The organism is Natronomonas amylolytica (genome assembly GCF_037031205.1).
GTDB lineage: Archaea > Halobacteriota > Halobacteria > Halobacteriales > Haloarculaceae > Natronomonas > Natronomonas amylolytica.
In genome coordinates, this window is the sequence record NZ_JAYEZM010000014.1 from 1 (window position 1) to 22148 (window position 22148).

Genomic DNA, 22148 nt, shown 5'->3' on the forward strand with positions numbered 1-22148 from the left:
TATTTAGAGAAGTAAAACGACGTACTTCTTCGTTTAGTAATAGTTTCAGCAACGTGCAGCCGACGACAGCAGAAACATGGCTGCAAGCCTTCGCCGTCTGGTGGAATTCGCTTAACTAAACACGATGGGAAGCAAAGCCTAAAGCCGCGCTTCGATTAGGGAGTGTCGTGCAGGTCGTCGGCTACGAGACGGGCGAACGCGAGGGGACGGCGGAAGCCGCGCTGCTCGTCGCTCGTGAGGGATTGGTCGAGCGCGAACCCCTCCCCGAAGGCCGGCGGCTCGATTACACGCTCGGCGAGCGGCGGTGTGCCGGCGCCATCGACGGCACCGAACACATCGCCTGTGACGCCGGCGAGGCGCCCTACTGTGAGGCCCACGATTCGACGTGGGTCTGTGCCCGCTGTACCGGCGACTGCCTGAAAGCCGAGATGGACTGCTACCAGCGACACGCCGTCTACTTTGCGGCCTTCGCGCCGGACACGTTCAAGGTCGGCGTGACGAAACTGCCCCGCCTGCGGACGCGGTTCCGCGAGCAGGGCGCCGACCGCGGGGCCCACGTCTACACGGTCGAAAACGGCCGTATCGCCCGCGAAATCGAGGCCGAACTCGCCGCCGAGGTCCCGATTCCGGACGCGGTTCGCGTCCCCCGGAAAGTCCGGGGTATGGGCCGGACGGTCGACGAGGGGGCGTGGAACCGCCTGATCGCCGACTTCGATATAAAAGAGACGTACGCCTTCGAGTACGGCCTCGACCTCGATGCCGCCCCGGTCGCCGAAACGTTGGCCTCGGGCACCGTCCTCGGGACGAAAGGTCGCGTCCTGGTTCTCGAACGGGATGGCGGGCGGTTCGCCGTGGATATGCGCGATTTGGTCGGCCACGAACTCGAGGCTGGGACCTCCTCGCGGGCGCTGCAGTCGAATCTCGGTGCCTTCGACTGATACCGAACCAGCGGTTCGGGACACCACAAGAGGTTTATCAACTGGTGTGGGATTTCTTGGCATGCGAATCGAAGCCCTCCTCGCGAGCGTCGCCGTCGTCGTCCTGCTTGGGACGGTCGCCGCCGCGACGCTCGTGACCGGGTTCGTCGCCGACCCGGGCCCCGACGAACCGCCCGCCCGCCTCGACGTGGCCGAGACGACGCTTTCGGCCGGCGAGGTGACCGGCGAGACGGCCACGCTCGACGTGACGACCTACGTCCGCCACCGCGGCGGCCCCGCCGAGAACGTGACGGTGGTCGTCCGCGCGACGGACGCCGAGAGCGGCCTCGTCGCCGATACGACGAGCCGCGAACTCGGTGCCGTCCGAGACGAGGGAGAACGCGAGGTGTCGCTGTCGGTGACCGTCCCCCGCGAGGGCGGCTACGAGGTGTCGACGATACTCTACGTCGACGGCCAGCGGGTCGATACGGCCACCGCCTCCGTCTCGGGCGTCGAGGCGCTCGAACCGCCGCGAACCCGTACGTCGGTCGCCTTCCATCAGTTCTCCGACCGGCCCTCGGTCGAGTATCGCATCGCGTCGGCCGACGGCGACCGCGTGACCCTCGACGTGACGAGCTATCTGACCAACGGCGGGGACGACCCCGAATCGGGGCTCCGCCTCGTCGTCACGGCCCGACACGCCGACGCATACGTCGTGGCCGACCGCGCGGAGACGAGCGTCGGGACGGTCGAACCGGGACTGACCGCCTCGCCGTCGGTGCAGGTGACGGTCCCCGACGATAACAACTACTACCTCGATGCGACGCTGTGGCGCGACGGGGTCGTCCTCGAATCGACGCGGGCGGCCGCGAACCTCGACCCCGAGGAGACGATTTCGGTCAACGAGACGCGACGGGAAATCGAGTTCGAGGCCGGCGACTTCGAGACGGGCGACGGCGGAGCGCCGGACCGTGAGATGGAGACCGAAACCGGCGCTGAGAGCCAACCCGGCTTCGGCGTCGGCGCCGCCCTCGTGGCACTCGTCGGGTCGCTGCTGGCCGCCCGGAGGTGGTCGGCATGAGCGACGGCGATGCCGACGCTGACCCCCGCGAGGAACCCGCGGCCAAGGAGTCGTCGGGATGGGATGCGGACGACTCTGAGGAGGCTCCGGAATCACGACGCGGCCCCGACATCGACGTCGATACCGTCGTCACGTATCTCATGTGGGGTGCGCTGGTCGGTCTCGGCATCCTCGCAGTCATCGCGACCGCCGGGCTGTACGGGAGTCTTTCGGCGATTATCGACGTCTGGGTCGCCCGCCGGTATCAGCCCTTCGCGCGGTCGGCACTCAACTTCGCGGTGCTGTGTGTGGCGGCGGCCGGAATCGTCGTCATCGCTCGTCGCCTGCGGCGGGCGTGAGGTGCGAGACCTATGGACTTTTCTGCCGGGAGCCGAAAAGGGGGGCTATGACGGACAACGAAGATGCCCCCGACGAGGGCGAGGAAGGCGGCGAGGAGAAATCGTTCCGCGAGCGAGTCGAGGAGATTCGCCAGCAGCGCGCCGACGAGCGCGAAGGTGAAGGTGAGGGCGAGGGCCTGAGCCGCGAGGAGAAGATGGAAGAGATGATGGGCGGCGGTCCCGGTGGCGCCCCCGGTGGCATGGGCGGCGGTGGCGGCAGTCCCTTCGCGCAGATGATGGGCGGCATGATGGGCGGCGGCGGTCCCGGCGGCGCCCTCGGTGGCGGCCCCGGCGGCCCCGGCGGCGCCCCCAGCGAAGGCGAGGACAACGAGGAACTCGTCCGCGAGGTCCGCAAGGTCCGCGACGAACTCCACGACCTCCGCCGCGAGGTCGGACGCATCGCCGACGCGCTCGAAGACTGATACGGGTTATTGTAACGCGTTACCGGTTATCGCCAGTACGGGTCGGCGATGACCGGTAACAGACGACAATCATCCGTATGACACCGGCGGCCCTAACTGTTCATCGGTGACCGCCGACGGCGGTCCCCATGTAACCTGTTTTTTATTTGCCCACGCTGTCAGTCTACACCAAGTGGGGATAATGTCGGAACTCAATCCGGACGAGGTAACGGCGGGTCTGTTGGAGTCGGTTCCGGATATCGTCTATATCGCGGATGCCGACGGCCGGTTGGCGTGGTGGAACGACCGGCTCTGTGAGGTGACCGGCTACGGGGACGACGAACTCGCCGGCCGGAACGCCTTCGAGTTGCTCGCTTCCGACGACCGGCCGGCCGCGAGGGATTCCTTCGCGGCCGCCGGCACGTTCGATTCGACCGAAACCCGGACGTTCGACCTCCTCACGGCCGACGGCGAGCGAATCCCCCACGAGTTCAACGGCGGACTTCTGGAGTCGAACGGGGAGACGTACGTGGTCGGCATCGCCCGCGACGTATCGGCCCACCACGAACGCGAGGTGGCCATCCGCCGCCAGCGTGACGCACTCGAGACGCTGAACCAGATCAGCGAGACGGTACACGAGGTCATCCACGCCATCGTGGACGCGGCCACTCGCGAGGAGATCGAGGAGGTCGTCTGCGACCAGTTGGCGGCCTCCGACCTCTACCGGTCGGTCTGGATCGCCCGCAATCGGCTGGAAGAAACCGTCGAACCGGACGCCGGCGTCGGCACCAGCGAGGACTTCCTCGATGTCATCGACGAACTCAACGACCTCGACTGGGACCGCCCCGCACGAACTGCCATCGAGACGGGCGAACTGCAGGTCGTTCAGGAGATACCCGACTCCGACCTCCCGGAGGCGGCCCGGGCCGCGGCCACCCGCATGGATATCGAGTCGGGCATCTCCGTCCCCATCGTCTACCAATCGAACGTGATGGGCGTTCTCAGCGTGTACTCGTCCCGCCCGAAGGCGTTCAACGACCGCGAACAGGCCGCCTTCCGCCGACTCGGCGATGTCATCGGCTTCGCCATCAACGCCGTCCAGACCGAGCGGCTCCTCCTGTCCGATACGGCGACGGAACTCACCTTCCGGGTTTCGGGTTCCGACGCGTTTCTCGCGCGCGCCTCCGAGGCGGCTGACGGCCCCTGCTGTCACGAGTGGTCGACGCCGATGTCCGAGGGCCGCTATCGGCACTACATCACGGTTTCGGGTATCGACCCCGAGCGAGTAGCCGCGATAGCCTCGGAGGTCCCGACGCTGGAATCGATAGAGCACGTCGGTGGGACCGACGGCGAGCACGTCTTTACGGTCGTGACGACCGATTCGCTCATCCGGCGTCTCGTCGAGAACGGCGCCTCGCCGGCGTCGACGGTCGCCCGGGATGGGGAGACGACGGTCGTCGCCGAACTGCCGGGCGATTCGGACACCCGACCGGTCGTGAACGCGGCCGAGGAACTCTACGACGCGGAACTGGTCTCGAAACGCGAAGTCGAGCGACCGGTCCGAACCGCCGACGAGTTCTACGACGCGGTCGCCGGACAGTTGACCGACCGCCAGCAGGCCGCACTCAGACACGCCAAACTGAGCGGCTACTTCTCGTGGCCGCGGGACGCCACCGCCGAGGAGATCGCCGACGCGATGGACATCAGTTCGGCGACCTTCCACTACCACATCCGGCGGGCCCAGCGAGCGCTCGTGGAAGCGTACTTCCAGCACCTAGATGCCTAGAGGGACGGTTGATGCTCGTACGTGTAGAGCATGCGTATGGAGGCTCCTGTCCTATCGGGCCGCCGTCGCCGGGCACGACGCCGTGGCCCGCACGGTCCGCACACGAGTCTTCGACCCGGTCGCTACACGCCTGATGCGTGGGGGATGGCGACCGGTTAGCTAGGTGGGGTGCACCCATGCGATCCGGTAGGTCCTCGCTACGCTTTTCGGCCGTACCGTAGTCGTTTAAAAAAGGATGTCGCCGGTCTACAGATAGCCGGCGTCGGCGAGTCGCTCGACGCCTTCCTTCAGTCGCTCTTCGCTGGCCGCATAGGAGAGTCGCGCGTAGCCCGGCGTCCCGAACGCACTGCCGGGTACCGTCGCGACGTGGGCGTCTTCGAGCGCACCCTCACACCATGCTTGGTCGTCGTCATCGACGGGCAGCATCATGTAGAAGGCGCCGTCGGGGTTGGGGACCTCCTTGCCGTGTTCGGCGAAGAGGTCGATGAGCATATCGCGGCGCTCGGCGAAGGCGTCGCGCATCTCCTCGACGGCCTCGTCGGTGTTCTCCAGCGCCTCGACGCCCGCGTACTGGACGAAGTGGGCGGCCGAGGAGACCGAATGGGAGTGCAGTTTGCCGGCCTGGTCGATGAGCGCCTGCGGCGCGGCGACGTAGCCGAGGCGCCACCCGGTCATCGAGTAGGCCTTCGAGAAGCCGTTGATGGTGACCGTCCGGTCGCCCATCCCCTTGAGCGACCCCAGCGAGGTCTGCTCGACGCCGTAGGTGATGGCGTCGTAAATCTCGTCGGAGATGACGGTGATGTCGTGGTCGACCGCGAGGTCGCGGACGCCCTCCAGGGCCTCGTCGGTGAAGACGGCACCCGAGGGGTTCGACGGGGAGTTGATGACGAGCAGTTCTGTTTCGTCAGAGACCGCCGCCGCGAGGTCGTCCAGCGCGGGTTCGAGCTGGAAATCGTGCGCCGAGAGGTCGACCCGCGAGAGGTCGCCGCCGGCCATCTTCGCCATCGCCTCGTAGCTGACCCACGCGGGGTCCAGCAGGACGACCTCGTCGCCGTCGTCGATGAGCGTCTGGAACGTCTCGTAGAGGGCCTGCTTGGCGCCCGGGGTGACGATGATCTCGTCCGTCGTGTAATCGAGGCCGTCGCCGTCGAGTTTCTCGACGATGGCCTCCTTCAGCGGCGGAATCCCGTTCGACGGCGGGTAGCCCGTGTGGCCGTCGTCGATGGCCTGCTTGCCCGCCTCCGAGATGTTTGCCGGCGTCGGGAAGTCCGGTTCGCCGACCGAGAGGTCGACGACGTCGACGCCGTCTGCTTCCAGTTCCGATGCGAGGTTGCTTATCGCCAGCGTCGCGCTGGGTTCGACCCGCTTGACGCGGTCTGCGAAATCCATAGTCATTGTAGTTCCTCGGCGAGTTCAATAGCGCTCTCGACGGTGGTCGCACCGTAGTCGATGCGTTCGGCGGCTTCGGCCCCACTCATCCCGGGGCCGATGACGCCGAAGGCCACGGGCGTATCCCGGTCGAGGGAAACGTCGGTCAGCCCCTGTGCGGCGGCGTCGGCGATGACCTGGTCGTGGTCGGTGTCGCCGGTGATGATCGCCCCGAGGACGGCGACGGCGTCGATGTCCTCGCGGCGCGCCAGTCGGTCCGCGGCCAGCGGCGTGTCGTACGCCCCCGGCACCTCGATGGTCTCGACGATATCGGCGCCGGCCTCGGCGGCCGCCTCCCGTCCGCGGTCTTCCATCTCGTGGGTAATCGGCCGCTCCTTGTTGAACTGCGCGACCACCAGCCCGAGCGCTACCATACTCGTCGGTGGGCGACGGCCGGTAAAAGAAGTGCCGAACTCGTTGTCCCGTTCACCGCGAACGCGGGCTCGTCCGGTAGGCCATCATCACTTCGTCGACGAACTCGCCGTCGATCTGGTAGTGGTTCCGGCGGATGGCTTCGGTGTCCCAATCGTGGTCTTCGAGGAACTCGATGCCTGGGACGTTAGTCGCCGGAACGCTGTTGTAGACCTTGTGGAAGCCCTCCTTTTCGGCCCACGACATCGCCCGCTGCATGAGGTGGCCCCCGATGCCGTCATCGCGGTACTCCTCGAGGATACCCAGCGTCAGTTCGGCCGTATGGGCGAGCTTTTCGAGTTGCGGGCGCTCGACGCCACACCAGCCGACGACCTCGTCGTCGATGGTGGCGACGAAGAAGCGGCGGTCCTCGAGGTCGCCGCGCATCAGCGCGCTGTCGGCCGCGAGTTCGTTGGCCACGTCCTCGGCGACGATGTAGCGCTTCTCGTCGGCGACTTGGCGCATGACGCCGATGATGCCGGAGATGTCCTCCTGTCTGGCCGGTCGGATGGTCACTTCGCCTCCGTCGGTATCGTGTACCTCCTCGATACCCGCCTCCAGTGCGGGCCGAAGCACGCCGTCGTCTTCCTCTAAGAGGCCGTCGCGTTTCATCACCGCGACCAGTTGCTGGTAGCGGTCGGGGTCGGTCAGGAGGTCGGCATCCAGCAGTTCTTCGTAGGTCGTCCCCCCGCGCGAGTCGACGAACTCGTAGATACGCCTGCGGTCTCGCGTCTCGAAGGTCGGCTGTTGTCCGGGCATGATTCCTCCGACCTTTGGTCGCCAACGGCTTGAAACTTGGTGGTTGTTGGCGTGTAACACGAAACGCACGTCCGTGAATAGAAACCTTATCGGGAGGCGAGGAAGGAACCACGCACATGGAACACAGCACGCCAGCGGCGACGCTCGGGGTCGTCGGCGGCGGACAGCTCGGACGGATGATGGGCGAGGCCGCGGGCCCTCTGGGCGTGGAGTTGGTCGTCTCGGACCCGACGCCGGACTGCCCAGCGGCGCCGGTCGTCCGCGACCAGATCGTCGGCGACTTCGACGACTACGACGCGATTCGGGAGTTGGCCGAACGGGTCGACGTCCTCACCTTCGAGATCGAACTCGCGGACCCCGACGAGATGGAGCGGGTCAGCGAGGAGACGGACACGCCAGTCCATCCCACTCCCGACACCCTCCGGACGATTCAGGACAAACTCGTCCAGAACCGCGCGCTCGACGACGCCGGGATTCCGCTGCCCGAATACCGGCAGGTCGACGACGCCGAGGACCTGCTCGCGGCCGGCGACGAATTGGGCTGGCCCCTGATGCTCAAGGCCCGTGAGGGCGGCTACGACGGCCGCGGGAACCTGCCAGTCGAGGGGCCCGACGATGTCGAGGACGCGCTGGCGGCGGTTGGCGGGGCCGCCCTCGCCGAGGAGATGGTCGACTTCGAACGGGAACTGGCCGTCATGGGCGTTCGCGGCGACGACGAGGTGCGCGCGTATCCGGTCACCGAGACGATTCAGGAGGAGGAAATCCTCCGTGAGATGGCCTGTCCCGCCCGTACCGACACGTCGGTCCGCTCGCGTGCGCGGGAGGTGGCCTTCGACGTGCTCGATATGCTGGAGGGTCGTGGCGTCTACGGTATCGAGATGTTCGAAACTCGGGATGGGGAAATCCTGGTCAACGAAATCGCCCCGCGCCCGCACAACTCCGGGCATTGGACCATCGAAGGCGCCTCGACCTCGCAGTTCGAACAGCACGTCCGCGCGGTGCTTGGCTGGCCGCTCGGCGCGGCCGAACGGCGCGGGCCGACGGTGACGACGAACATCCTCGGCGACGTCGACGAGCCAGAAATCGCCTCGCTGTCCGGGACCGAATCGGTGCTGGAGGCTCACGGCGCCGCCCTGCACTGGTACGGCAAACGTGAGGTACGGCCGCTCCGGAAGATGGGCCACGTGACGCTGGTCGACGACGAGGCATCGGATTGTGAGACCCTCCTCTCGCGGGCCCGAGCCCTGCGCGACGAACTCACCTTCGAGTAGCTCTGTCGGAACCACAACGCCAAAGCGCCGGCCCGTTCCTACCTCTGATATGACCCGTTCCGAGGCAGTGCAGGACCTCATCGACCTGCTGGAGACGGAGGCCGAGACCGACCGCAACCCCGAGGATACGCCCGATATCGGCATCATCATGGGCTCGGATTCGGACCTCGACACCATGTACGGCGCCTACGAGGCGCTTTCCGAACTCGGCTTCGAGGAGGTCACCGACTACGACGACCCGCCCGAGAGTCGGTTTACCTTCGAGACGTTCGTCGTCTCGGCCCACCGGACGCCCGAACTGATGTACGCCTACGGCGAGACGGCCCGCGAGCGCGGCCTCGACGTCATCATCGCCGGCGCCGGCGGCAAGTCGGCCGACCTGCCGAACATGACCGCCTCCATCGCCTATCCGGTTCCCGTCGTCGGGGTGCCCGTACAGGAGAAATCGGTCGACTCGGTCATCGGGATGCCCACCGGCGCGCCCATCGTCGCTGTGGATGCCGGTAAGTCGTTCAACGCCGCGCTGTCGGCCGCCCAGATTCTCTCGCGGGCGCATTCCGAACTGGAGGCACGACTGGACGAGTACCACGACGCCCTGCAGGACGGCGTCGGCGAGGTCTCGCGGGAGTTGCACGAACAGGGGACCGAACTGTTCCGCGCGAACCGCGACTAGCCTTTTTAAATAATCCTTGGGTCAGCACGAACACCCTCCGCTCCTCTCGGCCCGCTGGTGGTCGAGGAGTCGCTACGGTCCGTTTATAAAAGACCGAGTTCAACCCCGAATTACACCGTCAAAACCCTGCTACCTCCTATAAGGGCCTCCCGGGCCGTAAATCAACTCTTATGTAGGGTTGCTCCTAACCGTCATACGATACAGACGCGATGAGCAATCCATGGATCGCTGTCGGTGCGCTGGCGTTGGTGGGGCTCGCGATTCCCCTCTCGATGATCGCGATTTCGAGTCTCCTCCGCCCCAGCGTTCCCGAGCAAGGTAAGCGTGCCATCTACGAGTCCGGTGAGGTTCCGACCGGAACGACGCGCATTCGGTTCAACATCCAGTACTACATGGTGGCGCTGCTGTTCGTCGTCTTCGACATCGAGACGGTGCTCATCTTCCCGTGGGCACTCATCTACAACGACGCAGTAGCCCAGCATGGTCTGAATTCGGTACTGGGGCCGATGCTCGTCTTCCTCGCAGTCCTCATCATCGGACTCGGGTGGGCGTGGCGCAACGGTGCCGTTCGCTGGATCAAAAGCGAACGTGCGGAAATCAAGAGTGAACTATGAGTAGCGAACAGGAAATCCACGACACAGTCTCGACGCAGGAAGCCCGGATGGGCGAAGGCGTCGACAGCCGGTTCAATTCGAAGCTTCGCGAGGCGTTCGGTTCCTCGCCGTTCATCCTCACGAAGTTCGACAAGTTCATGAACTGGGTGCGGGGCTCGTCCATGTTCATGCTGCAGTTCGGTATCGCCTGCTGCAGCATCGAGATGATTCACACCTACGCCATCAAGCACGACCTCGACCGCTTCGGCGCAGGTGTGCCGCGGGCCTCGCCGCGACAGGCCGACGTCATCATCGTTCCGGGGACCATCGTCTCGAAGTTCGCCCCGCGGATGAAGCGGGTCTACGACCAGATGGCCGAACCCAAGTTCGTCGTCGGGATGGGTTCGTGTACCATCTCCGGCGGCCCCTTCCAGGAGGGCTACAACGTCATCAAGGGCGCCGAGGAGGTCATCCCGGTCGACATCCACGTCCCCGGCTGTCCGCCCCGTCCCGAGGCGCTGATTTACGGCATCGCCAAACTGCAGGAGCGCGTCGCCAACGGCGAGACGTCGCCGGTGACGGTCAAGCCCTACGAACTCGAAGAGTTCGGCGACCTCGAATCGGACGAACTCGTACAGCATCTCGCAGACGAAATCGACGAGGAGGACCTCGTCATGCGCTACAACTGGGCTAACTCGCCATGAGTCTGGAAAAACGCCGCCCCGACGAAGTCGAACTCGGGGTCACCGAAAACGGCGAGGTCGACTACGCGGAACTGGAAGCCCTGCTCGGCGACACGGTCATCGACCGCGAGGAGCACGTCAACGCGCCGGCCTTCGTGATTCGGCCCGACGAGGTACAGGAGGCGCTGTCGACGCTCCGCGAGCAGGCCGGCTTTGACTACCTCTCCTGTGTCACTGCACAGGAGTATGACGACCGCTACGAGTCGATCTACCACCTCAAGAAGTACGACGACCCGACCCACGAGGTCGGCGTCGTCGTCCCCACCTCGCGTGACGAACCAGTCTCGGAGTCCGGTGAAGCGGTCTACCGGACCGCCGACTGGCACGAGCGTGAGGCCTACGACCTCGTCGGCATCGAGTACGACGACCACCCCGACCTGCGCCGGATTCTCCTGCCGGAGACGTGGCAGGGTCACCCGCTCTCGAAGGATTACAACCCCGAGAAGCCGCAGGTCGTCCCGTTCCGCGAGCACGCCAATCCGCTCGAGGAGGACCACCGTGGTGGCGGCGACGAGTCCGACACGATGTTCATCAACGTCGGACCACACCACCCCGCGACCCACGGCGTCCTGCACGTCGAGACGGTGCTGGACGGCGAGCAGATCGCCGACGTCGAACCCGACATCGGCTACCTGCACCGCAGCGAGGAGCAGATGTGCCAGCAGGGCACCTACCGGCACCAGATCATGCCGTACCCCGACCGCTGGGACTACGTCTCCGCCGGCATCCTCAACGAGTGGGCCTACGCCCGCGCCGCCGAGGACATGGCCGACATCGAGGTTCCCGAGTACGCACAGGTCATCCGGACCATGTCCGCCGAACTGTGCCGCATCGCGAGCCACATGCTCGCGCTGGGGACGTTCGCGCTGGACGTCTTCGGCGACTTCACGGCGACCTTCCAGTACGCCTTCCGCGACCGGGAGATCGTTCAGGACATCCTCGAAGACCTCACCGGCCAGCGGCTGATGTTCAACTACCTCCGCCTCGGCGGGGTCGCGTGGGACATCCCCGAACCGCGCGAGGAGTTCTTCGAGAAGATTCGGGACTTCCTCGACGACCTCCCGGAGAAGACCAAGGAGTACCACAACCTGGTCACCTCCAACGAGATATTCCAGGTCCGGTGTGTCAACACGGGCGAACTCCCGCCGGAAGTCGCCAAGCAGTACGGCGCCACCGGCCCCGTCGCCCGCGGGTCGGGCATCGACATCGACCTCCGGCGTGACGACCCCTACGGCTACTACGAGGAACTCGACTGGGACGTCGTCACCGAGGACGGCTGTGACAACTACAGCCGCGTCCTCGTCCGTCTGCGCGAGGTCGAGGAGTCCGCGAAGATAATCGAGCAGTGTGTCGACCTGCTTGAAGAGTGGCCGGAAGACGAGCGGAACATTCAGGCCAACGTCCCGCGGACGCTCAAACCTGACCCCGACACCGAAATCTACCGCGGCGTCGAGGCCGCCAAGGGCGAACTCGGCATCTACATGCGCTCGGACGGCACCGACAAGCCCGCCCGCTTCAAGATCCGCAGTCCGTGCTTCTGTAACCTGCACACGCTGCGGGAGATGACCGAAGGCGAGTACATCCCCGACCTCATCGCGTCGCTCGGGAGCCTCGACATCGTCCTCGGGGAGGTCGACCGGTAATGTTACAGACGACACCGCTTCCCGATACGATCGCCGACCTGCTCGGACTCGGTGGCACGCTCGGCGACGTCGTCGGCGGCATCATCGGCGCGGCCATCGTCGGCACGCTCATGCTGACGATGACGGCTATCGCCGGCCCGTGGGCCAAACGGAAGATCACCGCCGCGTTCACGGACCGCTATGCGGTCAACCGTCACGGCCCCGCCGGATTGCTTATCATCGTGGCCGACGCCCTCCGTCTGCTGTCGAAGGAACTCATCGTGCCCGAGGGCGTCGACCGCCCCGCGTGGGACCTCGCACCGCTGCTGCTAGCGTGGTCCGCGCTGCTTGGCTTCGCCGTCATCCCGATGGGCAACGGCATCCACCTCGCCGACCCCGAGGTCGGCCTCGTCTACGTCTTCGCCGTCGCCTCCATCGCTTCGTTGGCACTCGTGATGGCCGGCTACTCCTCGAACAACAAGTTCTCGATGCTCGGCGGCCTGCGTGCGGTCGCACAGAACCTCGCCTACGAGATCCCGCTCATCCTGCTGGCCGCCTCGGTCGTCCTCTTCGCCGGGTCGCTCCAGATGAGCGAGATCGTCGCCGCACAGGCCGAGACGCTCGTCTCGCTCGGCGGCGTCGCGATTCCCTCGTGGTACGCCTTCGTCAACCCCTTCGCGTTCGTGCTGTTCATGATCGCGAACCTGATGGAGGTCGGCCGCAACCCCTTCGACATCCCGGAGGCTCCGACCGAGATCGTCGCCGGCTACCAGACCGAATACTCGAGCGTCTACTTCGTGCTCGTCTACCTCGGCGAGTTCATCCACATTTTCCTCGGCGGGGCCATCATCGCGACGCTGTTCCTGGGCGGCCCGGCCGGTCCCGTCCTGCCCGGCATCCTCTGGTTCATCATCAAGATCTGGGCCGTCTTCCTGTTCACTCAGTGGGCACGCTCCGCGCTGCCCCGCCTGCGTATCGACCAACTCATCGAAATCGGCTGGAAGGGGATGCTGGTCCTCGCGCTGGCGAACCTCATCCTCACCGCCGTCATCGTTGGGGTGATCGCATAATGATTGGAATGCTCAAATCGATGGCAACGACGATGAAACACGCCCTGGACGGCGAGAAGTTCACCGTCCAATACCCCGAGGAGACGCCCGACGTCTCCCCGCGGTTCCGCGGCGTCCACAAGTTCAGTCAGGAACGCTGTATCTGGTGCCGGCAGTGCGAGAACGTCTGTCCGAACGACACCATCCAGATTATCACCGACGAACAGCGCAACGGCGAGGAGTACAACCTCCACATCGGCCAGTGTATCTACTGCCGACTCTGCGAGGAGGTCTGTCCCGTCGACGCCATCCTGCTGACCCAGAACTTCGAGTTCACCGCCGACACCAAAGACGAGTTCGCCCTCAACAAGGAACAACTCAAGAACGTCCCGTGGTACAAGGACATCGACCCACTCGCCGCCCGCGAACCCGACCGCGGTGGCTGGGTCGACGAGGGCGAAGGCGAAGTGGATTACCAATAGAAACTTTTTGCACGGCGCGCCGCAGGCGCGCCGGCAAAAACTTTCATGAAAAAGACACTGCGGGCCTCCCTGCGGTCGGCCCTTGGTCCCGCGCTCCCTGCGGTCGCGCGGTGAAACGTTCGCGCGCCTTCGGCGTGCTCACGTATGCTTCACTTATATTCTTTTTAAATGGTCGAGCTCTGTGGAGTGCTCTCCCGGCAATCACGACGTGGAACGTCAAAGCTTACCACGAATCCACGATACCAACCGGTCGCCATGGAGAAAGTCGACATCGACGAACTGGCGAACGCCCCGCGCGTCGCGGACGTCCAGAAACACGCTACCGACCCCCTGAACCTCTCGGATATGGCGCTGAACTACTACGAGTTGGCGCCCGGTGACTCCTTCTCCGGCGGGATGCACACCCACATGGGCCAAGAGGAGGTCTTCTATGTGATGGAGGGGACGGCTACCTTCCAGACCGAGGAGGAGTCCTACGAGGTCGGCCCCGACGAGGTGATTCGCTTTGCGCCCGGCGAGTATCAGGAGGGTCGCAACGAGAGCGACGACCGGATTCGCGCGCTGGCACTCGGCGCGCCCCAAGAGATGGGCGAGACGCGCGCGAAGGTTCCCTGTGCGGAGTGCGGCGCGGACTACCACGAGACCGAGGTGAGCGAGGACGGCGTGACGCTGACCTGTCCCGACTGCGGCAACGTCGTCGAGATGTAGGCGCTCGAATCGACTCGGAACCGCGCCGGTTTTTACGTCCGCTCGCGGAGGGCCGCATATGAGCGACGAGGAACTCCCCGAAGTGCCGGTGATATGTTCTGCGTGTGACACCCGGACGCGGGTGCCGTTCGAGGACGTCGAGGATGCGGTCGCGCGCCACAACGAGGGACTGCACGACGGCGAGGAAATCGCCGAAGTCGACCCCAACGTGCTGGACCAACTCGCGGATTTCGTCGCCGAGGACATGGGACTGCTCGACGAATAGGTCGATTCGGCCCCGAACCACCCCCGATTACCCCCCGTTTTCGGCTACATAAGGAAATCTTCAAAGGGTACCCCGCTTCAGGGGTAAACAATGGCTGTAGTACCGCTTGAGACACTGGCGTTCCTGTTGTTCGCTCTGGTGACCGTCGGGGCGAGCTTGGGCGTCGTGTTGGTCCGGGACGTGTGGCATTCGGCGCTGCTTTTGGGTGCGGCGCTGTTGTCCGTCGCGGTCCACTACGTGATGTTAAGCGCCGAGTTCCTGGCGGCGATGCAGGTGCTCGTGTATGTCGGTGGGGTGCTCGTCCTGATCACCTTCGCCGTCATGTTAGTCCGCCGGGATGACGACGTCGACACCGAGGAGGTGACGGCATGACGACGCGACCTCGCCTCCATACGGAAACCAACAAGGCGGCCGGAATCCTCGCGGTGGCGTTGTTCGGCTTCCTCGCCGCCGTCTTCCTCACCGCCGGCTTCGGGTCGCCGGCCGGCTTCGGGGACGGGTCGATAACGAGGTCCATCGGCTATGCGATGTTCGACCTCTCCGGGGGCGACATCGCCGGTGAAGGCTTCCTCGTGTCCTTCATCACCATCGCCGTCGTCCTCGACGCCGCCCTTGACGGCGCCGTCATGCTCGCCGAGCGGGACGAGGAGGGTGATTCCTGATGGTACTCGAAACCGTTCCCGTCGAGTACTACCTCGTCCTGTCGGCGGCCGTCTTCTGTACCGGTCTCTTCGGCATCCTGACGCGCAGGAACGCGCTGATGTTCCTGATGAGCGTCGAGTTGATGCTGAACGCAGCGAACATCAACCTCGTCGCGTTCTCGTTCTACTGGGGGGAGGTGACCGGCCAGACCTTCGCGCTCTTTACGATGGCACTCGCCGCCGCGGAGGTCGCCATCGGTATCGGCATCGTCCTCGTCCTCTATCGGAACTTCGAGAGCGTGAGCGTAACCGAGGCAACGACTCTGAAGTGGTAATATGGCAGGAGTATTCGCATACGCGCCGGCTATCGCCGCACTCCCGTTCGCGTCGTTCCTTGTAGCCCTGCTCGCGGGTAAATGGATGCCCAAGAAGGGCGCCCTCGCGGGCATCCTCGCGACGGCCGGTTCGCTCGGCCTGTCGCTCGTGGTGCTCGGGACCGTCGCCCTGACCGGCGAAGGCTACAACGAAACGCTGTACACGTTCGTCGACGCCACCGAGACGTTCGATTTGACCTTCGGCGTGCTCATCGACCCGCTGTCGGCGTCGATGCTGGTCATCGTCTCGCTGATCGCCTTCCTCGTTCACATCTTCTCGCTCGGCTACATGAACGACGAGGGCGAACCCGGCCTGCCGCGCTACTACGCCGGCCTCGGCCTCTTCAGCGCGAGCATGCTCGCGTTCGTCTTCTCGAGCAACCTCCTGATGGCCTTCATCTTCTTCGAGCTGGTGGGCCTCTGTTCCTTCCTGCTCATCGGTCACTGGTTCCGGGAGGACGCCCCGCCGTCCGCGGCGAAGAAGGCGTTCCTCGTCACCCGCTTCGGTGACTACTTCTTCCTCGTCGGCGTCGTCGGCGTGCTGGCGACGTTCGGCACCGCGCAGTTCGCGGGCGCGGAGGGCTTCCCGGCGCTGGCCGAGGAGGCACTCTCCGGGTCGGCCACGTACTTCGGCTTCGACGCCGCGACGTGGTTCTCGGTGCTCGGCCTCCTCGTGCTCGGCGGCGTGATGGGCAAATCCGCCCAGTTCCCGCTGCACACGTGGCTGCCGGACGCGATGGAAGGTCCGACGCCCGTCTCCGCGCTGATTCACGCGGCGACGATGGTCGCGGCCGGCGTCTTCCTCGTCGCCCGGATGTACGGCTTCTACGCGCTGTTGCCGACGGTGCTGGCCATCATCGCCTTCGTCGGTGGCTTCACCGCCCTCTTTGCGGCGACGATGGGCCTCGTCAAAAACGAGATCAAGCAGGTGCTGGCGTACTCGACCATCAGCCAGTACGGCTACATGATGCTGGCGCTCGGGTCGGGCGGCTACGTGGCCGCGTTCTTCCACCTGACGACCCACGCCGTGTTCAAGGCGCTGCTGTTCCTCGGCGCCGGGTCGGTCATCATCGCCATGCACCACGACGAGGACATGTGGAACATGGGCGGCCTGAAAAACGAGATGCGCGTGACCTACCTCACGTTCCTTGCCGGGTCGCTCGCCCTGGCGGGCATCTTCCCGTTCTCGGGCTTCTGGTCGAAAGACGAGGTGCTCTACGAGGCGCTCGTCCACGGCCTCGGCGGTAGCCCCCTCCTGTTGGGCGCCTACGCGATGGGCCTGACGGCCGTGTTCCTGACGGGCTTCTACACCCTTCGGATGGTCATGCTGACCTTCCACGGTGAGCCCCGGACGGACATCGCCGAGGACCCCCACGCCGTCCGCTGGAACGTCAAGGGGCCGCTCAGCGTGCTGGGTGTCCTCGCCGTCGTCATCGGCTTCATCAACCCGCTGCCCATCCAGAAACTCACGGGCGCGCCCGTCGACTTCCTCCACGCGTTCCTCGACAACGAGGCCAGCGAGGGCTTCCTGACGAGCGCTCACCACTACGGCGAGTTGACCCACGACTTCGCCGGCTACTCGGCGGGGACGCTCGTCGGCGGTGAAGTCGGGACGCTCCTGCTCGGTGCCGGCCTCAGCCTCGGCTTGGCGCTTGCCGGCTCCGGTGCGGGCTACTTCCTCTACCGCGGTGCGGAACCGACCCGTCACACAGAGAAACTCGGCGGGATTCAGACGCTGCTCATGCACAACTACTACCAAGACGAGTATCAGGTGTGGCTCGCCGAGGGCCTCACGCTCCGCGTCGCACGTATCGCCGACGCCTTCGACCAGGGTGTCATCGACGGCGCGGTCAACGCGGTCTCCAGCGTGAGTCTCTTCTCCGGCGACCGCCTGCGTCGGCTTCAGTCAGGTATCGTGACCAACAACGTGGCACTGCTCGTTCTCGGCCTGCTCGTGTTGCTGGGCGCCTTCGCGGCGCTCGGGGGGTGGTTCTGAATGTACGTCGAAGCCCTCATCGCGCTGTGTCTGGTCGGTGCCGCAGCGGTCTTCGTCGCCCCGAACCGCTTCGCGAAGAAACTCGCCTTCGGCGTCAGCCTCGTGCCGCTCGTCGTCTCGCTGTACATGTACGCCGCCTTCGACGGCAGCGGCAACGCCCTGCTCGGCGGCGACATCGCCTACGAGACGTTCTTCCAGTGGCTCGAACTCGGCCCCTACGCGGTCAACTACCACATGGGGCTCGACGGCATCTCGCTGCCGCTGGTCGTCCTCTCGACGGTGCTGACGTCGGCGGCCATCCTCAGCGCGTGGACGCCCATCGACGAACGGCAAAGCCAGTTCTACGGCCTCATGCTGTTCATGGAGGCGAGCCTCATCGGCGTCTTCGGCGCGCTGGATTTCATCCTCTGGTTCGTCTTCTGGGAGGCCGTCCTCGTCCCGATGTACTTCCTCATCGGCGTCTGGGGCGGCCCGCGCCGGAAATACGCCGCGATCAAGTTCTTCGTCTACACGAACATCGCCTCGCTGGTGATGTTCGTCGGCTACTTCGCGCTCCTGTTCGGCCTCGGCGACGCGGTCTCCTCGACCGGTCTGCCGGCGGTCGCACAGGCGCTTCGGGCCGGCCAACTCGGCGCGCTCGGCCCGCTCGGGCCCGAGATGCTGGCCCTGCTGGCCTTCATCGCCATGTTCGCCGGCTTCGCGGTGAAGGTGCCCGTCGTCCCGGTCCACACGTGGCTGCCGGACGCCCACGTCGAGGCGCCGACGCCCGCATCGGTCATGCTGGCCGGCGTCCTCCTGAAGATGGGGACCTACGCCCTGCTCCGGTTCAACTTCACGATGCTGCCCGAGCAGGCCGCCACGCTCGCGGTGCCCATCGCGGCCATTGCCGTTATCTCGATCATCTACGGTGCGATGCTCGCGCTGGCACAGTCGGACCTCAAGCGCATCGTTGCGTACTCCTCCGTGTCGTCGATGGGCTACGTCATCCTCGGACTCGTCGCCTACACCGTCTACGGCGTCGGCGGCGCGACCTTCCAGATGATCGCTCACGGCCTCATCTCGGGGCTGCTGTTCATGACGGTCGGCGTCATCTACAACACGACCCACACGCGCATGGTCGGCGATATGTCCGGTATGGCCGACAAGATGCCCATCACGTCGGGCGTCTTCGTCGCCGGCGCGTTCGGCTACATGGGCCTGCCGCTGATGGCCGGCTTCGCCGCGGAACTGTTCATCTTCCTCGGCGCCTTCGAGTCGACGGTCCTGCCGGCCGCGCCGCTGTTCACGGCGGTCGCAATGTTCGGCATCGTCATCGTCGCCGGCTACCTGCTGTGGGCGATGCAGCGGTCGCTGTTCGGGCCGTTCCGACTCGAAACGGACTACGAGATCACGCCCGCGGCCCTCCACGACGTCGTGCCGCTGGTGACGCTCGTGCTCCTCATCATCGCGCTGGGGACGGCGCCCGACATCTTCTTCGAGATGATTCGGGACGCCACAATCGACGTTATCGACCTCGGAGGTGACCTCTAATGGAGTTCCTGAGCAACTGGCTGCTGGCACCGGCGGGCGCCTTTGCCGTCGCGGCACTGGCGCTGTTCGTCGTCGACGCTATCGACCCGAAAAGTACCCACCACGCACCGCTTGCGGTCATCACGGTCGCCGGTTCGGTCGTCGCGATGGCGCTTTCCGGCATCATGCTGCTTGCCGGTACCGCCGAGGGCGGCGTCGAACTGTTCGGCGGCCAACTGGTCGTCGATGGGATGAGCCTGCTGTTCACGTTCATCTTCGGGAGCGTGACGGCGCTCGTTTCGCTCGCCTCGGTCAACTACATCAGCGACCTCGGACACAAGGCCGAGTACTACCTGCTCATGCTGCTGGCGGCGACCGGCATGTCCATCATGGCCTCCGCCAACAGCCTCGCCGTCGTCTTCGTCTCGCTGGAGTTGGCCTCGCTGCCCTCCTACGCGCTCGTTGCCTACCTCAAGCACGACCGCGGGTCGGTCGAGGCCGGCCTGAAGTACTTCCTCATCGGCGCGCTGTCGTCGTCCATTCTGGTCTACGGCATCTCGCTTATCTACGCGACGACCGGCAGCCTCCTGTTGACCGACGTGGCCCTCGCGACCCGGACGGCTGCTGCGGAGTTCCCCGGCGTCTTCGGCATCGGCGTCCTGATGGTGCTGGGCGGCTTCGCCTTCAAGACGGCCTCGGTGCCGTTCCACTTCTGGGCGCCCGAAGCCTACGAGGGCGCGCCCGCGCCCGTCGCGGCGTTCCTCTCGTCGGCCTCGAAGGCCGCCGGCTTCGTGGTGGCCTTCCGCGTCTTCGTGGTGGCCTTCCCCATCGATGTAGTCGCCGGCAGCGCCTACGCCATCGACTGGGTGCTCGCCTTCCAGATTCTCGCCGTCGTCACGATGACGGTGGGTAACTTCGCCGCGGCGACCCAGGAGAACGTCAAGCGGATGCTCGCGTATTCGAGTATCGGCCACGCCGGCTACGTCCTCATCGCGCTGGGTGCCCTGACGGGCATCGGCGGTCCGGGGACGGAATCGACCGTCCTCGGGGCCGGGATGATTCACCTGCTCGTCTACGGCTTCATGAACACGGGCGCGTTCCTGTTCATCGCCCTCGTCGAGTACTGGGACGTCGGTCGCACGTTCCGCGACTATAACGGCCTCGCCAAGGAGGCGCCGATGGCCTGTGTCGCGATGACCGTCTTCCTGTTCTCGCTGGCCGGCCTGCCGGTCGGCGGCGGCTTCGTCTCGAAGTACTACCTCTTCGCGGGCGCGGTCGGTGCCGGCGTCTGGTGGCTCGCCCTCGTGGGCGCGGTCAACAGCGCGCTGAGCCTCTTTTATTACAGCCGCGTCGTCAAGGCGATGTGGCTCGAAGAGGCCGACGAACCGCTCGAACTCGGGAGCTATCCGACGGCGCTGTACGCGGCGTTGCTCATCGCTGCGGTCATGACCGTCGCTCTGCTGCCGGGCCTCGCCGTCTTCGACACGGCGGCCTTCGACGCCGCCGCGGCGGTCCTGCAGGGGTAACTTCCCTACGTTTTAGACGTTCCCGCCCGCAGCGATACGCATGCATCGGCTGGTGCTGGGGTGTGGGTCGACCGGCTTACCGCTCGTCGAGCGCCTCGCCCGCCGTCCGGAGCCGTTGCTCGTGGTCCTCGAAGACGACGAGCGGCGCGCGCGGTCGCTCCGCGAGGAGGGTATCGACGCGCGGTCGCTCGAACGGACCGACCCCGATGGGCTCCGGACCGTCGCCGGCACCGTCGATTCGGTCGTCCTCGCGCCAGACGAGGCCGACCGCCTGCTCCCGCTGGCGCGCCTCGCCAGCGAGGCCTACCCGGACGCGTTCTTGCTTGCGTGTATCGATTCGGGAGCCACCGCGGCCGACCGTGCCGCCGTTTCGGACCTCGTCGACCGGACCGTCGACGCGGCCGACGAGACGAGCGAGTACGTGGTCGAGCGGGCGGCTAAAAAGGGCGTCCGGATGCGAAAGCTCAAGCGAATCCTCCGGGATATCGACGGGACGCTCGCGGTCGTCGCCCACGACAACCCGGACCCGGACGCCATCGCCTCGGCGGTCGGGTTGACGCGACTCGCGGAGGCGACCGGCACCGATGCGACCCCCTGTTACTACGGGAACATCAACCATCAGGAAAATCGTGCGCTGGTCAACCTTCTGGAGTACGACCTCCGAAACCTGACGCCCGAAACGGACCTCGTCGAGGAGTTCGCGGGCTTTGCACTGGTCGACCACTCCCGCCCCGGCATCAACGACGGCCTCCCGGAGTCGACGCCGGTCGATATCGTCATCGACCATCACCCGCCGCGGGCCCCCGTCGAAGCGCGCTTCGTCGACCTCCGCAGTAGCATGGGGTCGACGAGCACGCTCATCGAGGGGTATTTCCACCAGTTGGGTATCGAACCGCCCGCCGATATCGCGACGGGACTGCTCTACGGGATACAGACGGACACGGACGATTTCAGCCGGGAAGTGGTCGATCACGACTTCGAGGCGGCGGCCCGACTGGTCGACCGCGCCGACAGCAGCGCGCTCCAGCGTATCGAATCCCCGAGCGTGACCGCCGATACGCTCGAAACCGTCGCCGCAGCCATCGCCAACCGGCGCGTCGAGGAGGACGTCCTGACGACCGGCGTCGGTCCGATAAGCGACCGTGACGCCCTCGCACAGGCGGCCGACAAACTCCTCGAGATGGACGGTATCTCGACGACGCTCGTGTTCGGCTATACCGAGGAGACCGTCTACGCGTCGGCGCGCTCGCGGGGGACGGACCTCGACTTGGGCGAGGCGCTCCGGGACGCCTTCGGACAGATCGGGAGTGCCGGCGGCCACGCGGAGATGGCGGGCGCCCAGATTCCCGTCGGCATGCTCGTCGAGGAGGACGACGAGGCCGACCGCGGCGAGGTCATCGAGGAGGTCATCACCGAGCGGTTCTTCGAGACGCTGGGCATCGAGTTGAACCGTCCGGCGACGGCGGTCTACGCCGACTTCCTCGGCACCGACGACCTCGGTGAGTGAGCTTTTTGCGGCGTCGGTCCGTTCGTCAG

At 65.7% G+C, this 22148-nt stretch carries 24 protein-coding genes and 1 pseudogene; 22 read left to right on the top strand and 3 right to left on the bottom strand.

Going from position 1 to position 22148, the window contains the following annotated elements; genetic code table 11:
* From U5914_RS16145 to U5914_RS16170, 6 genes and pseudogenes are all read left to right on the top strand, one after another.
* Nucleotides 1–119, top strand: a pseudogene (locus U5914_RS16145) (IS6 family transposase); the annotation flags it as partial.
* Between the two features lie 48 nt (nucleotides 120–167).
* Nucleotides 168–938, top strand: a complete 771-nt coding sequence (locus U5914_RS16150) for a DUF2797 domain-containing protein (RefSeq protein WP_336136771.1) — start codon at nucleotides 168–170, stop codon at nucleotides 936–938.
* Nucleotides 939–999: 61 nt separating this feature from the next.
* Complete coding sequence (locus U5914_RS16155) at nucleotides 1000–1998, top strand: DUF7490 domain-containing protein (RefSeq protein WP_336136772.1); 999 nt, start codon at nucleotides 1000–1002, stop codon at nucleotides 1996–1998.
* Nucleotides 1995–2336 (top strand): DUF8060 family membrane protein, encoded by a 342-nt coding sequence (locus tag U5914_RS16160; protein WP_336136773.1) that lies wholly within the window; start codon nucleotides 1995–1997, stop codon nucleotides 2334–2336. The genes U5914_RS16155 and U5914_RS16160 overlap by 4 nt, the downstream gene beginning before the upstream one ends.
* Nucleotides 2337–2383: 47 nt before the next feature.
* Entirely contained in the window at nucleotides 2384–2797 is a 414-nt protein-coding gene (locus tag U5914_RS16165; RefSeq protein ID WP_336136774.1) for a hypothetical protein, read from the top strand.
* A 181-nt stretch (nucleotides 2798–2978) separates the two neighbouring features.
* On the top strand, nucleotides 2979–4562 hold the full coding sequence (locus tag U5914_RS16170) for a bacterio-opsin activator domain-containing protein (RefSeq protein ID WP_336136775.1): 1584 nt from the start codon (nucleotides 2979–2981) through the stop codon (nucleotides 4560–4562).
* A 246-nt stretch (nucleotides 4563–4808) separates the two neighbouring features.
* Here the strand turns inward: U5914_RS16170 and U5914_RS16175 are convergent, their stop codons facing one another.
* The 3 genes from U5914_RS16175 to U5914_RS16185 are packed head-to-tail and all read right to left on the bottom strand — an operon-like array spanning nucleotide 4809 to nucleotide 7160.
* On the bottom strand, nucleotides 4809–5957 hold the full coding sequence (locus U5914_RS16175; RefSeq protein ID WP_418766789.1) for a pyridoxal phosphate-dependent aminotransferase: 1149 nt from the start codon (nucleotides 5955–5957) through the stop codon (nucleotides 4809–4811).
* Nucleotides 5954–6364 carry a 6,7-dimethyl-8-ribityllumazine synthase gene (gene ribH, locus U5914_RS16180; RefSeq protein ID WP_336136776.1) on the bottom strand — a complete coding sequence of 137 codons (411 nt, stop codon included), beginning with the start codon at nucleotides 6362–6364 and terminating at the stop codon, nucleotides 5954–5956. Before ribH ends, U5914_RS16175 begins: the two co-directional genes overlap by 4 nt.
* Nucleotides 6365–6416: 52 nt before the next feature.
* Nucleotides 6417–7160: a GNAT family N-acetyltransferase gene (locus U5914_RS16185; RefSeq protein ID WP_336136777.1), complete on the bottom strand. Its 744-nt coding sequence runs from the start codon at nucleotides 7158–7160 to the stop codon at nucleotides 6417–6419.
* Between the two features lie 116 nt (nucleotides 7161–7276).
* Here U5914_RS16185 and U5914_RS16190 point away from each other — a divergent pair, with 116 nt between their 5' ends.
* The 16 genes from U5914_RS16190 (at nucleotide 7277) to U5914_RS16265 (ending at nucleotide 22119) form a co-directional block, all read left to right on the top strand.
* A complete protein-coding gene (locus tag U5914_RS16190; protein WP_336136778.1) occupies nucleotides 7277–8431 on the top strand; it encodes a 5-(carboxyamino)imidazole ribonucleotide synthase in 1155 nt (384 codons plus the stop codon).
* A 49-nt stretch (nucleotides 8432–8480) separates the two neighbouring features.
* Nucleotides 8481–9104, top strand: a complete 624-nt coding sequence (gene purE, locus U5914_RS16195; protein WP_336136779.1) for a 5-(carboxyamino)imidazole ribonucleotide mutase — start codon at nucleotides 8481–8483, stop codon at nucleotides 9102–9104.
* A gap of 209 nt (nucleotides 9105–9313) precedes the next feature.
* Complete coding sequence (locus tag U5914_RS16200) at nucleotides 9314–9718, top strand: NADH-quinone oxidoreductase subunit A (RefSeq protein WP_336136780.1); 405 nt, start codon at nucleotides 9314–9316, stop codon at nucleotides 9716–9718.
* Entirely contained in the window at nucleotides 9715–10401 is a 687-nt protein-coding gene (locus U5914_RS16205; protein ID WP_336136781.1) for an NADH-quinone oxidoreductase subunit B, read from the top strand. Before U5914_RS16200 ends, U5914_RS16205 begins: the two co-directional genes overlap by 4 nt.
* Complete coding sequence (locus U5914_RS16210; RefSeq protein WP_336136782.1) at nucleotides 10398–12083, top strand: NADH-quinone oxidoreductase subunit D; 1686 nt, start codon at nucleotides 10398–10400, stop codon at nucleotides 12081–12083. Before U5914_RS16205 ends, U5914_RS16210 begins: the two co-directional genes overlap by 4 nt.
* Nucleotides 12083–13132 (top strand): complex I subunit 1/NuoH family protein, encoded by a 1050-nt coding sequence (locus tag U5914_RS16215; RefSeq protein ID WP_336136783.1) that lies wholly within the window; start codon nucleotides 12083–12085, stop codon nucleotides 13130–13132. The genes U5914_RS16210 and U5914_RS16215 overlap by 1 nt, the downstream gene beginning before the upstream one ends.
* Nucleotides 13132–13593, top strand: coding sequence for a NuoI/complex I 23 kDa subunit family protein (locus U5914_RS16220; RefSeq protein ID WP_336136785.1), 462 nt, complete (start codon nucleotides 13132–13134; stop codon nucleotides 13591–13593). Before U5914_RS16215 ends, U5914_RS16220 begins: the two co-directional genes overlap by 1 nt.
* A 255-nt stretch (nucleotides 13594–13848) precedes the next feature.
* Nucleotides 13849–14301, top strand: a complete 453-nt coding sequence (locus U5914_RS16225) for a cupin domain-containing protein (RefSeq protein ID WP_336136786.1) — start codon at nucleotides 13849–13851, stop codon at nucleotides 14299–14301.
* A gap of 58 nt (nucleotides 14302–14359) precedes the next feature.
* Complete coding sequence (locus tag U5914_RS16230; protein ID WP_336136787.1) at nucleotides 14360–14566, top strand: DUF8149 family protein; 207 nt, start codon at nucleotides 14360–14362, stop codon at nucleotides 14564–14566.
* Nucleotides 14567–14656: 90 nt separating this feature from the next.
* Entirely contained in the window at nucleotides 14657–14938 is a 282-nt protein-coding gene (locus U5914_RS16235) for an NADH-quinone oxidoreductase subunit J (RefSeq protein WP_332312425.1), read from the top strand.
* Nucleotides 14935–15228: a hypothetical protein gene (locus tag U5914_RS16240; protein WP_336136789.1), complete on the top strand. Its 294-nt coding sequence runs from the start codon at nucleotides 14935–14937 to the stop codon at nucleotides 15226–15228. The genes U5914_RS16235 and U5914_RS16240 overlap by 4 nt, the downstream gene beginning before the upstream one ends.
* Nucleotides 15228–15542, top strand: coding sequence for an NADH-quinone oxidoreductase subunit NuoK (nuoK, locus tag U5914_RS16245; RefSeq protein WP_336136790.1), 315 nt, complete (start codon nucleotides 15228–15230; stop codon nucleotides 15540–15542). The genes U5914_RS16240 and nuoK overlap by 1 nt, the downstream gene beginning before the upstream one ends.
* 1 nt (nucleotide 15543) lies before the next feature.
* Complete coding sequence (gene nuoL, locus U5914_RS16250; RefSeq protein ID WP_336136791.1) at nucleotides 15544–17577, top strand: NADH-quinone oxidoreductase subunit L; 2034 nt, start codon at nucleotides 15544–15546, stop codon at nucleotides 17575–17577.
* Nucleotides 17578–19107 carry a complex I subunit 4 family protein gene (locus U5914_RS16255; RefSeq protein WP_336136792.1) on the top strand — a complete coding sequence of 510 codons (1530 nt, stop codon included), beginning with the start codon at nucleotides 17578–17580 and terminating at the stop codon, nucleotides 19105–19107.
* Nucleotides 19107–20612, top strand: a complete 1506-nt coding sequence (locus U5914_RS16260; protein WP_336136793.1) for an NADH-quinone oxidoreductase subunit N — start codon at nucleotides 19107–19109, stop codon at nucleotides 20610–20612. The genes U5914_RS16255 and U5914_RS16260 overlap by 1 nt, the downstream gene beginning before the upstream one ends.
* A 40-nt stretch (nucleotides 20613–20652) precedes the next feature.
* Complete coding sequence (locus tag U5914_RS16265) at nucleotides 20653–22119, top strand: DHH family phosphoesterase (RefSeq protein WP_336136794.1); 1467 nt, start codon at nucleotides 20653–20655, stop codon at nucleotides 22117–22119.
* Nucleotides 22120–22148: the final 29 nt, after the last annotated feature.

Excerpts from the sequence above, each read along its gene's own strand:
- U5914_RS16155 (WP_336136772.1), top strand. The coding sequence starts at position 1,000 with ATGCGAATCGAAGCCCTCCTCGCGAGCGTCGCCGTCGTCGTCCTGCTT.
- U5914_RS16160 (WP_336136773.1), top strand. The coding sequence starts at position 1,995 with ATGAGCGACGGCGATGCCGACGCTGACCCCCGCGAGGAACCCGCGGCC.
- U5914_RS16165 (WP_336136774.1), top strand. The coding sequence starts at position 2,384 with ATGACGGACAACGAAGATGCCCCCGACGAGGGCGAGGAAGGCGGCGAG.
- U5914_RS16170 (WP_336136775.1), top strand. The coding sequence starts at position 2,979 with ATGTCGGAACTCAATCCGGACGAGGTAACGGCGGGTCTGTTGGAGTCG.
- U5914_RS16175 (WP_418766789.1), bottom strand. The coding sequence starts at position 5,957 with ATGACTATGGATTTCGCAGACCGCGTCAAGCGGGTCGAACCCAGCGCG.
- ribH (WP_336136776.1), bottom strand. The coding sequence starts at position 6,364 with ATGGTAGCGCTCGGGCTGGTGGTCGCGCAGTTCAACAAGGAGCGGCCG.
- U5914_RS16185 (WP_336136777.1), bottom strand. The coding sequence starts at position 7,160 with ATGCCCGGACAACAGCCGACCTTCGAGACGCGAGACCGCAGGCGTATC.
- U5914_RS16190 (WP_336136778.1), top strand. The coding sequence starts at position 7,277 with ATGGAACACAGCACGCCAGCGGCGACGCTCGGGGTCGTCGGCGGCGGA.
- purE (WP_336136779.1), top strand. The coding sequence starts at position 8,481 with ATGACCCGTTCCGAGGCAGTGCAGGACCTCATCGACCTGCTGGAGACG.
- U5914_RS16200 (WP_336136780.1), top strand. The coding sequence starts at position 9,314 with ATGAGCAATCCATGGATCGCTGTCGGTGCGCTGGCGTTGGTGGGGCTC.
- U5914_RS16205 (WP_336136781.1), top strand. The coding sequence starts at position 9,715 with ATGAGTAGCGAACAGGAAATCCACGACACAGTCTCGACGCAGGAAGCC.
- U5914_RS16210 (WP_336136782.1), top strand. The coding sequence starts at position 10,398 with ATGAGTCTGGAAAAACGCCGCCCCGACGAAGTCGAACTCGGGGTCACC.
- U5914_RS16215 (WP_336136783.1), top strand. The coding sequence starts at position 12,083 with ATGTTACAGACGACACCGCTTCCCGATACGATCGCCGACCTGCTCGGA.
- U5914_RS16220 (WP_336136785.1), top strand. The coding sequence starts at position 13,132 with ATGATTGGAATGCTCAAATCGATGGCAACGACGATGAAACACGCCCTG.
- U5914_RS16225 (WP_336136786.1), top strand. The coding sequence starts at position 13,849 with ATGGAGAAAGTCGACATCGACGAACTGGCGAACGCCCCGCGCGTCGCG.
- U5914_RS16230 (WP_336136787.1), top strand. The coding sequence starts at position 14,360 with ATGAGCGACGAGGAACTCCCCGAAGTGCCGGTGATATGTTCTGCGTGT.
- U5914_RS16235 (WP_332312425.1), top strand. The coding sequence starts at position 14,657 with ATGGCTGTAGTACCGCTTGAGACACTGGCGTTCCTGTTGTTCGCTCTG.
- U5914_RS16240 (WP_336136789.1), top strand. The coding sequence starts at position 14,935 with ATGACGACGCGACCTCGCCTCCATACGGAAACCAACAAGGCGGCCGGA.
- nuoK (WP_336136790.1), top strand. The coding sequence starts at position 15,228 with ATGGTACTCGAAACCGTTCCCGTCGAGTACTACCTCGTCCTGTCGGCG.
- nuoL (WP_336136791.1), top strand. The coding sequence starts at position 15,544 with ATGGCAGGAGTATTCGCATACGCGCCGGCTATCGCCGCACTCCCGTTC.
- U5914_RS16255 (WP_336136792.1), top strand. The coding sequence starts at position 17,578 with ATGTACGTCGAAGCCCTCATCGCGCTGTGTCTGGTCGGTGCCGCAGCG.
- U5914_RS16260 (WP_336136793.1), top strand. The coding sequence starts at position 19,107 with ATGGAGTTCCTGAGCAACTGGCTGCTGGCACCGGCGGGCGCCTTTGCC.
- U5914_RS16265 (WP_336136794.1), top strand. The coding sequence starts at position 20,653 with ATGCATCGGCTGGTGCTGGGGTGTGGGTCGACCGGCTTACCGCTCGTC.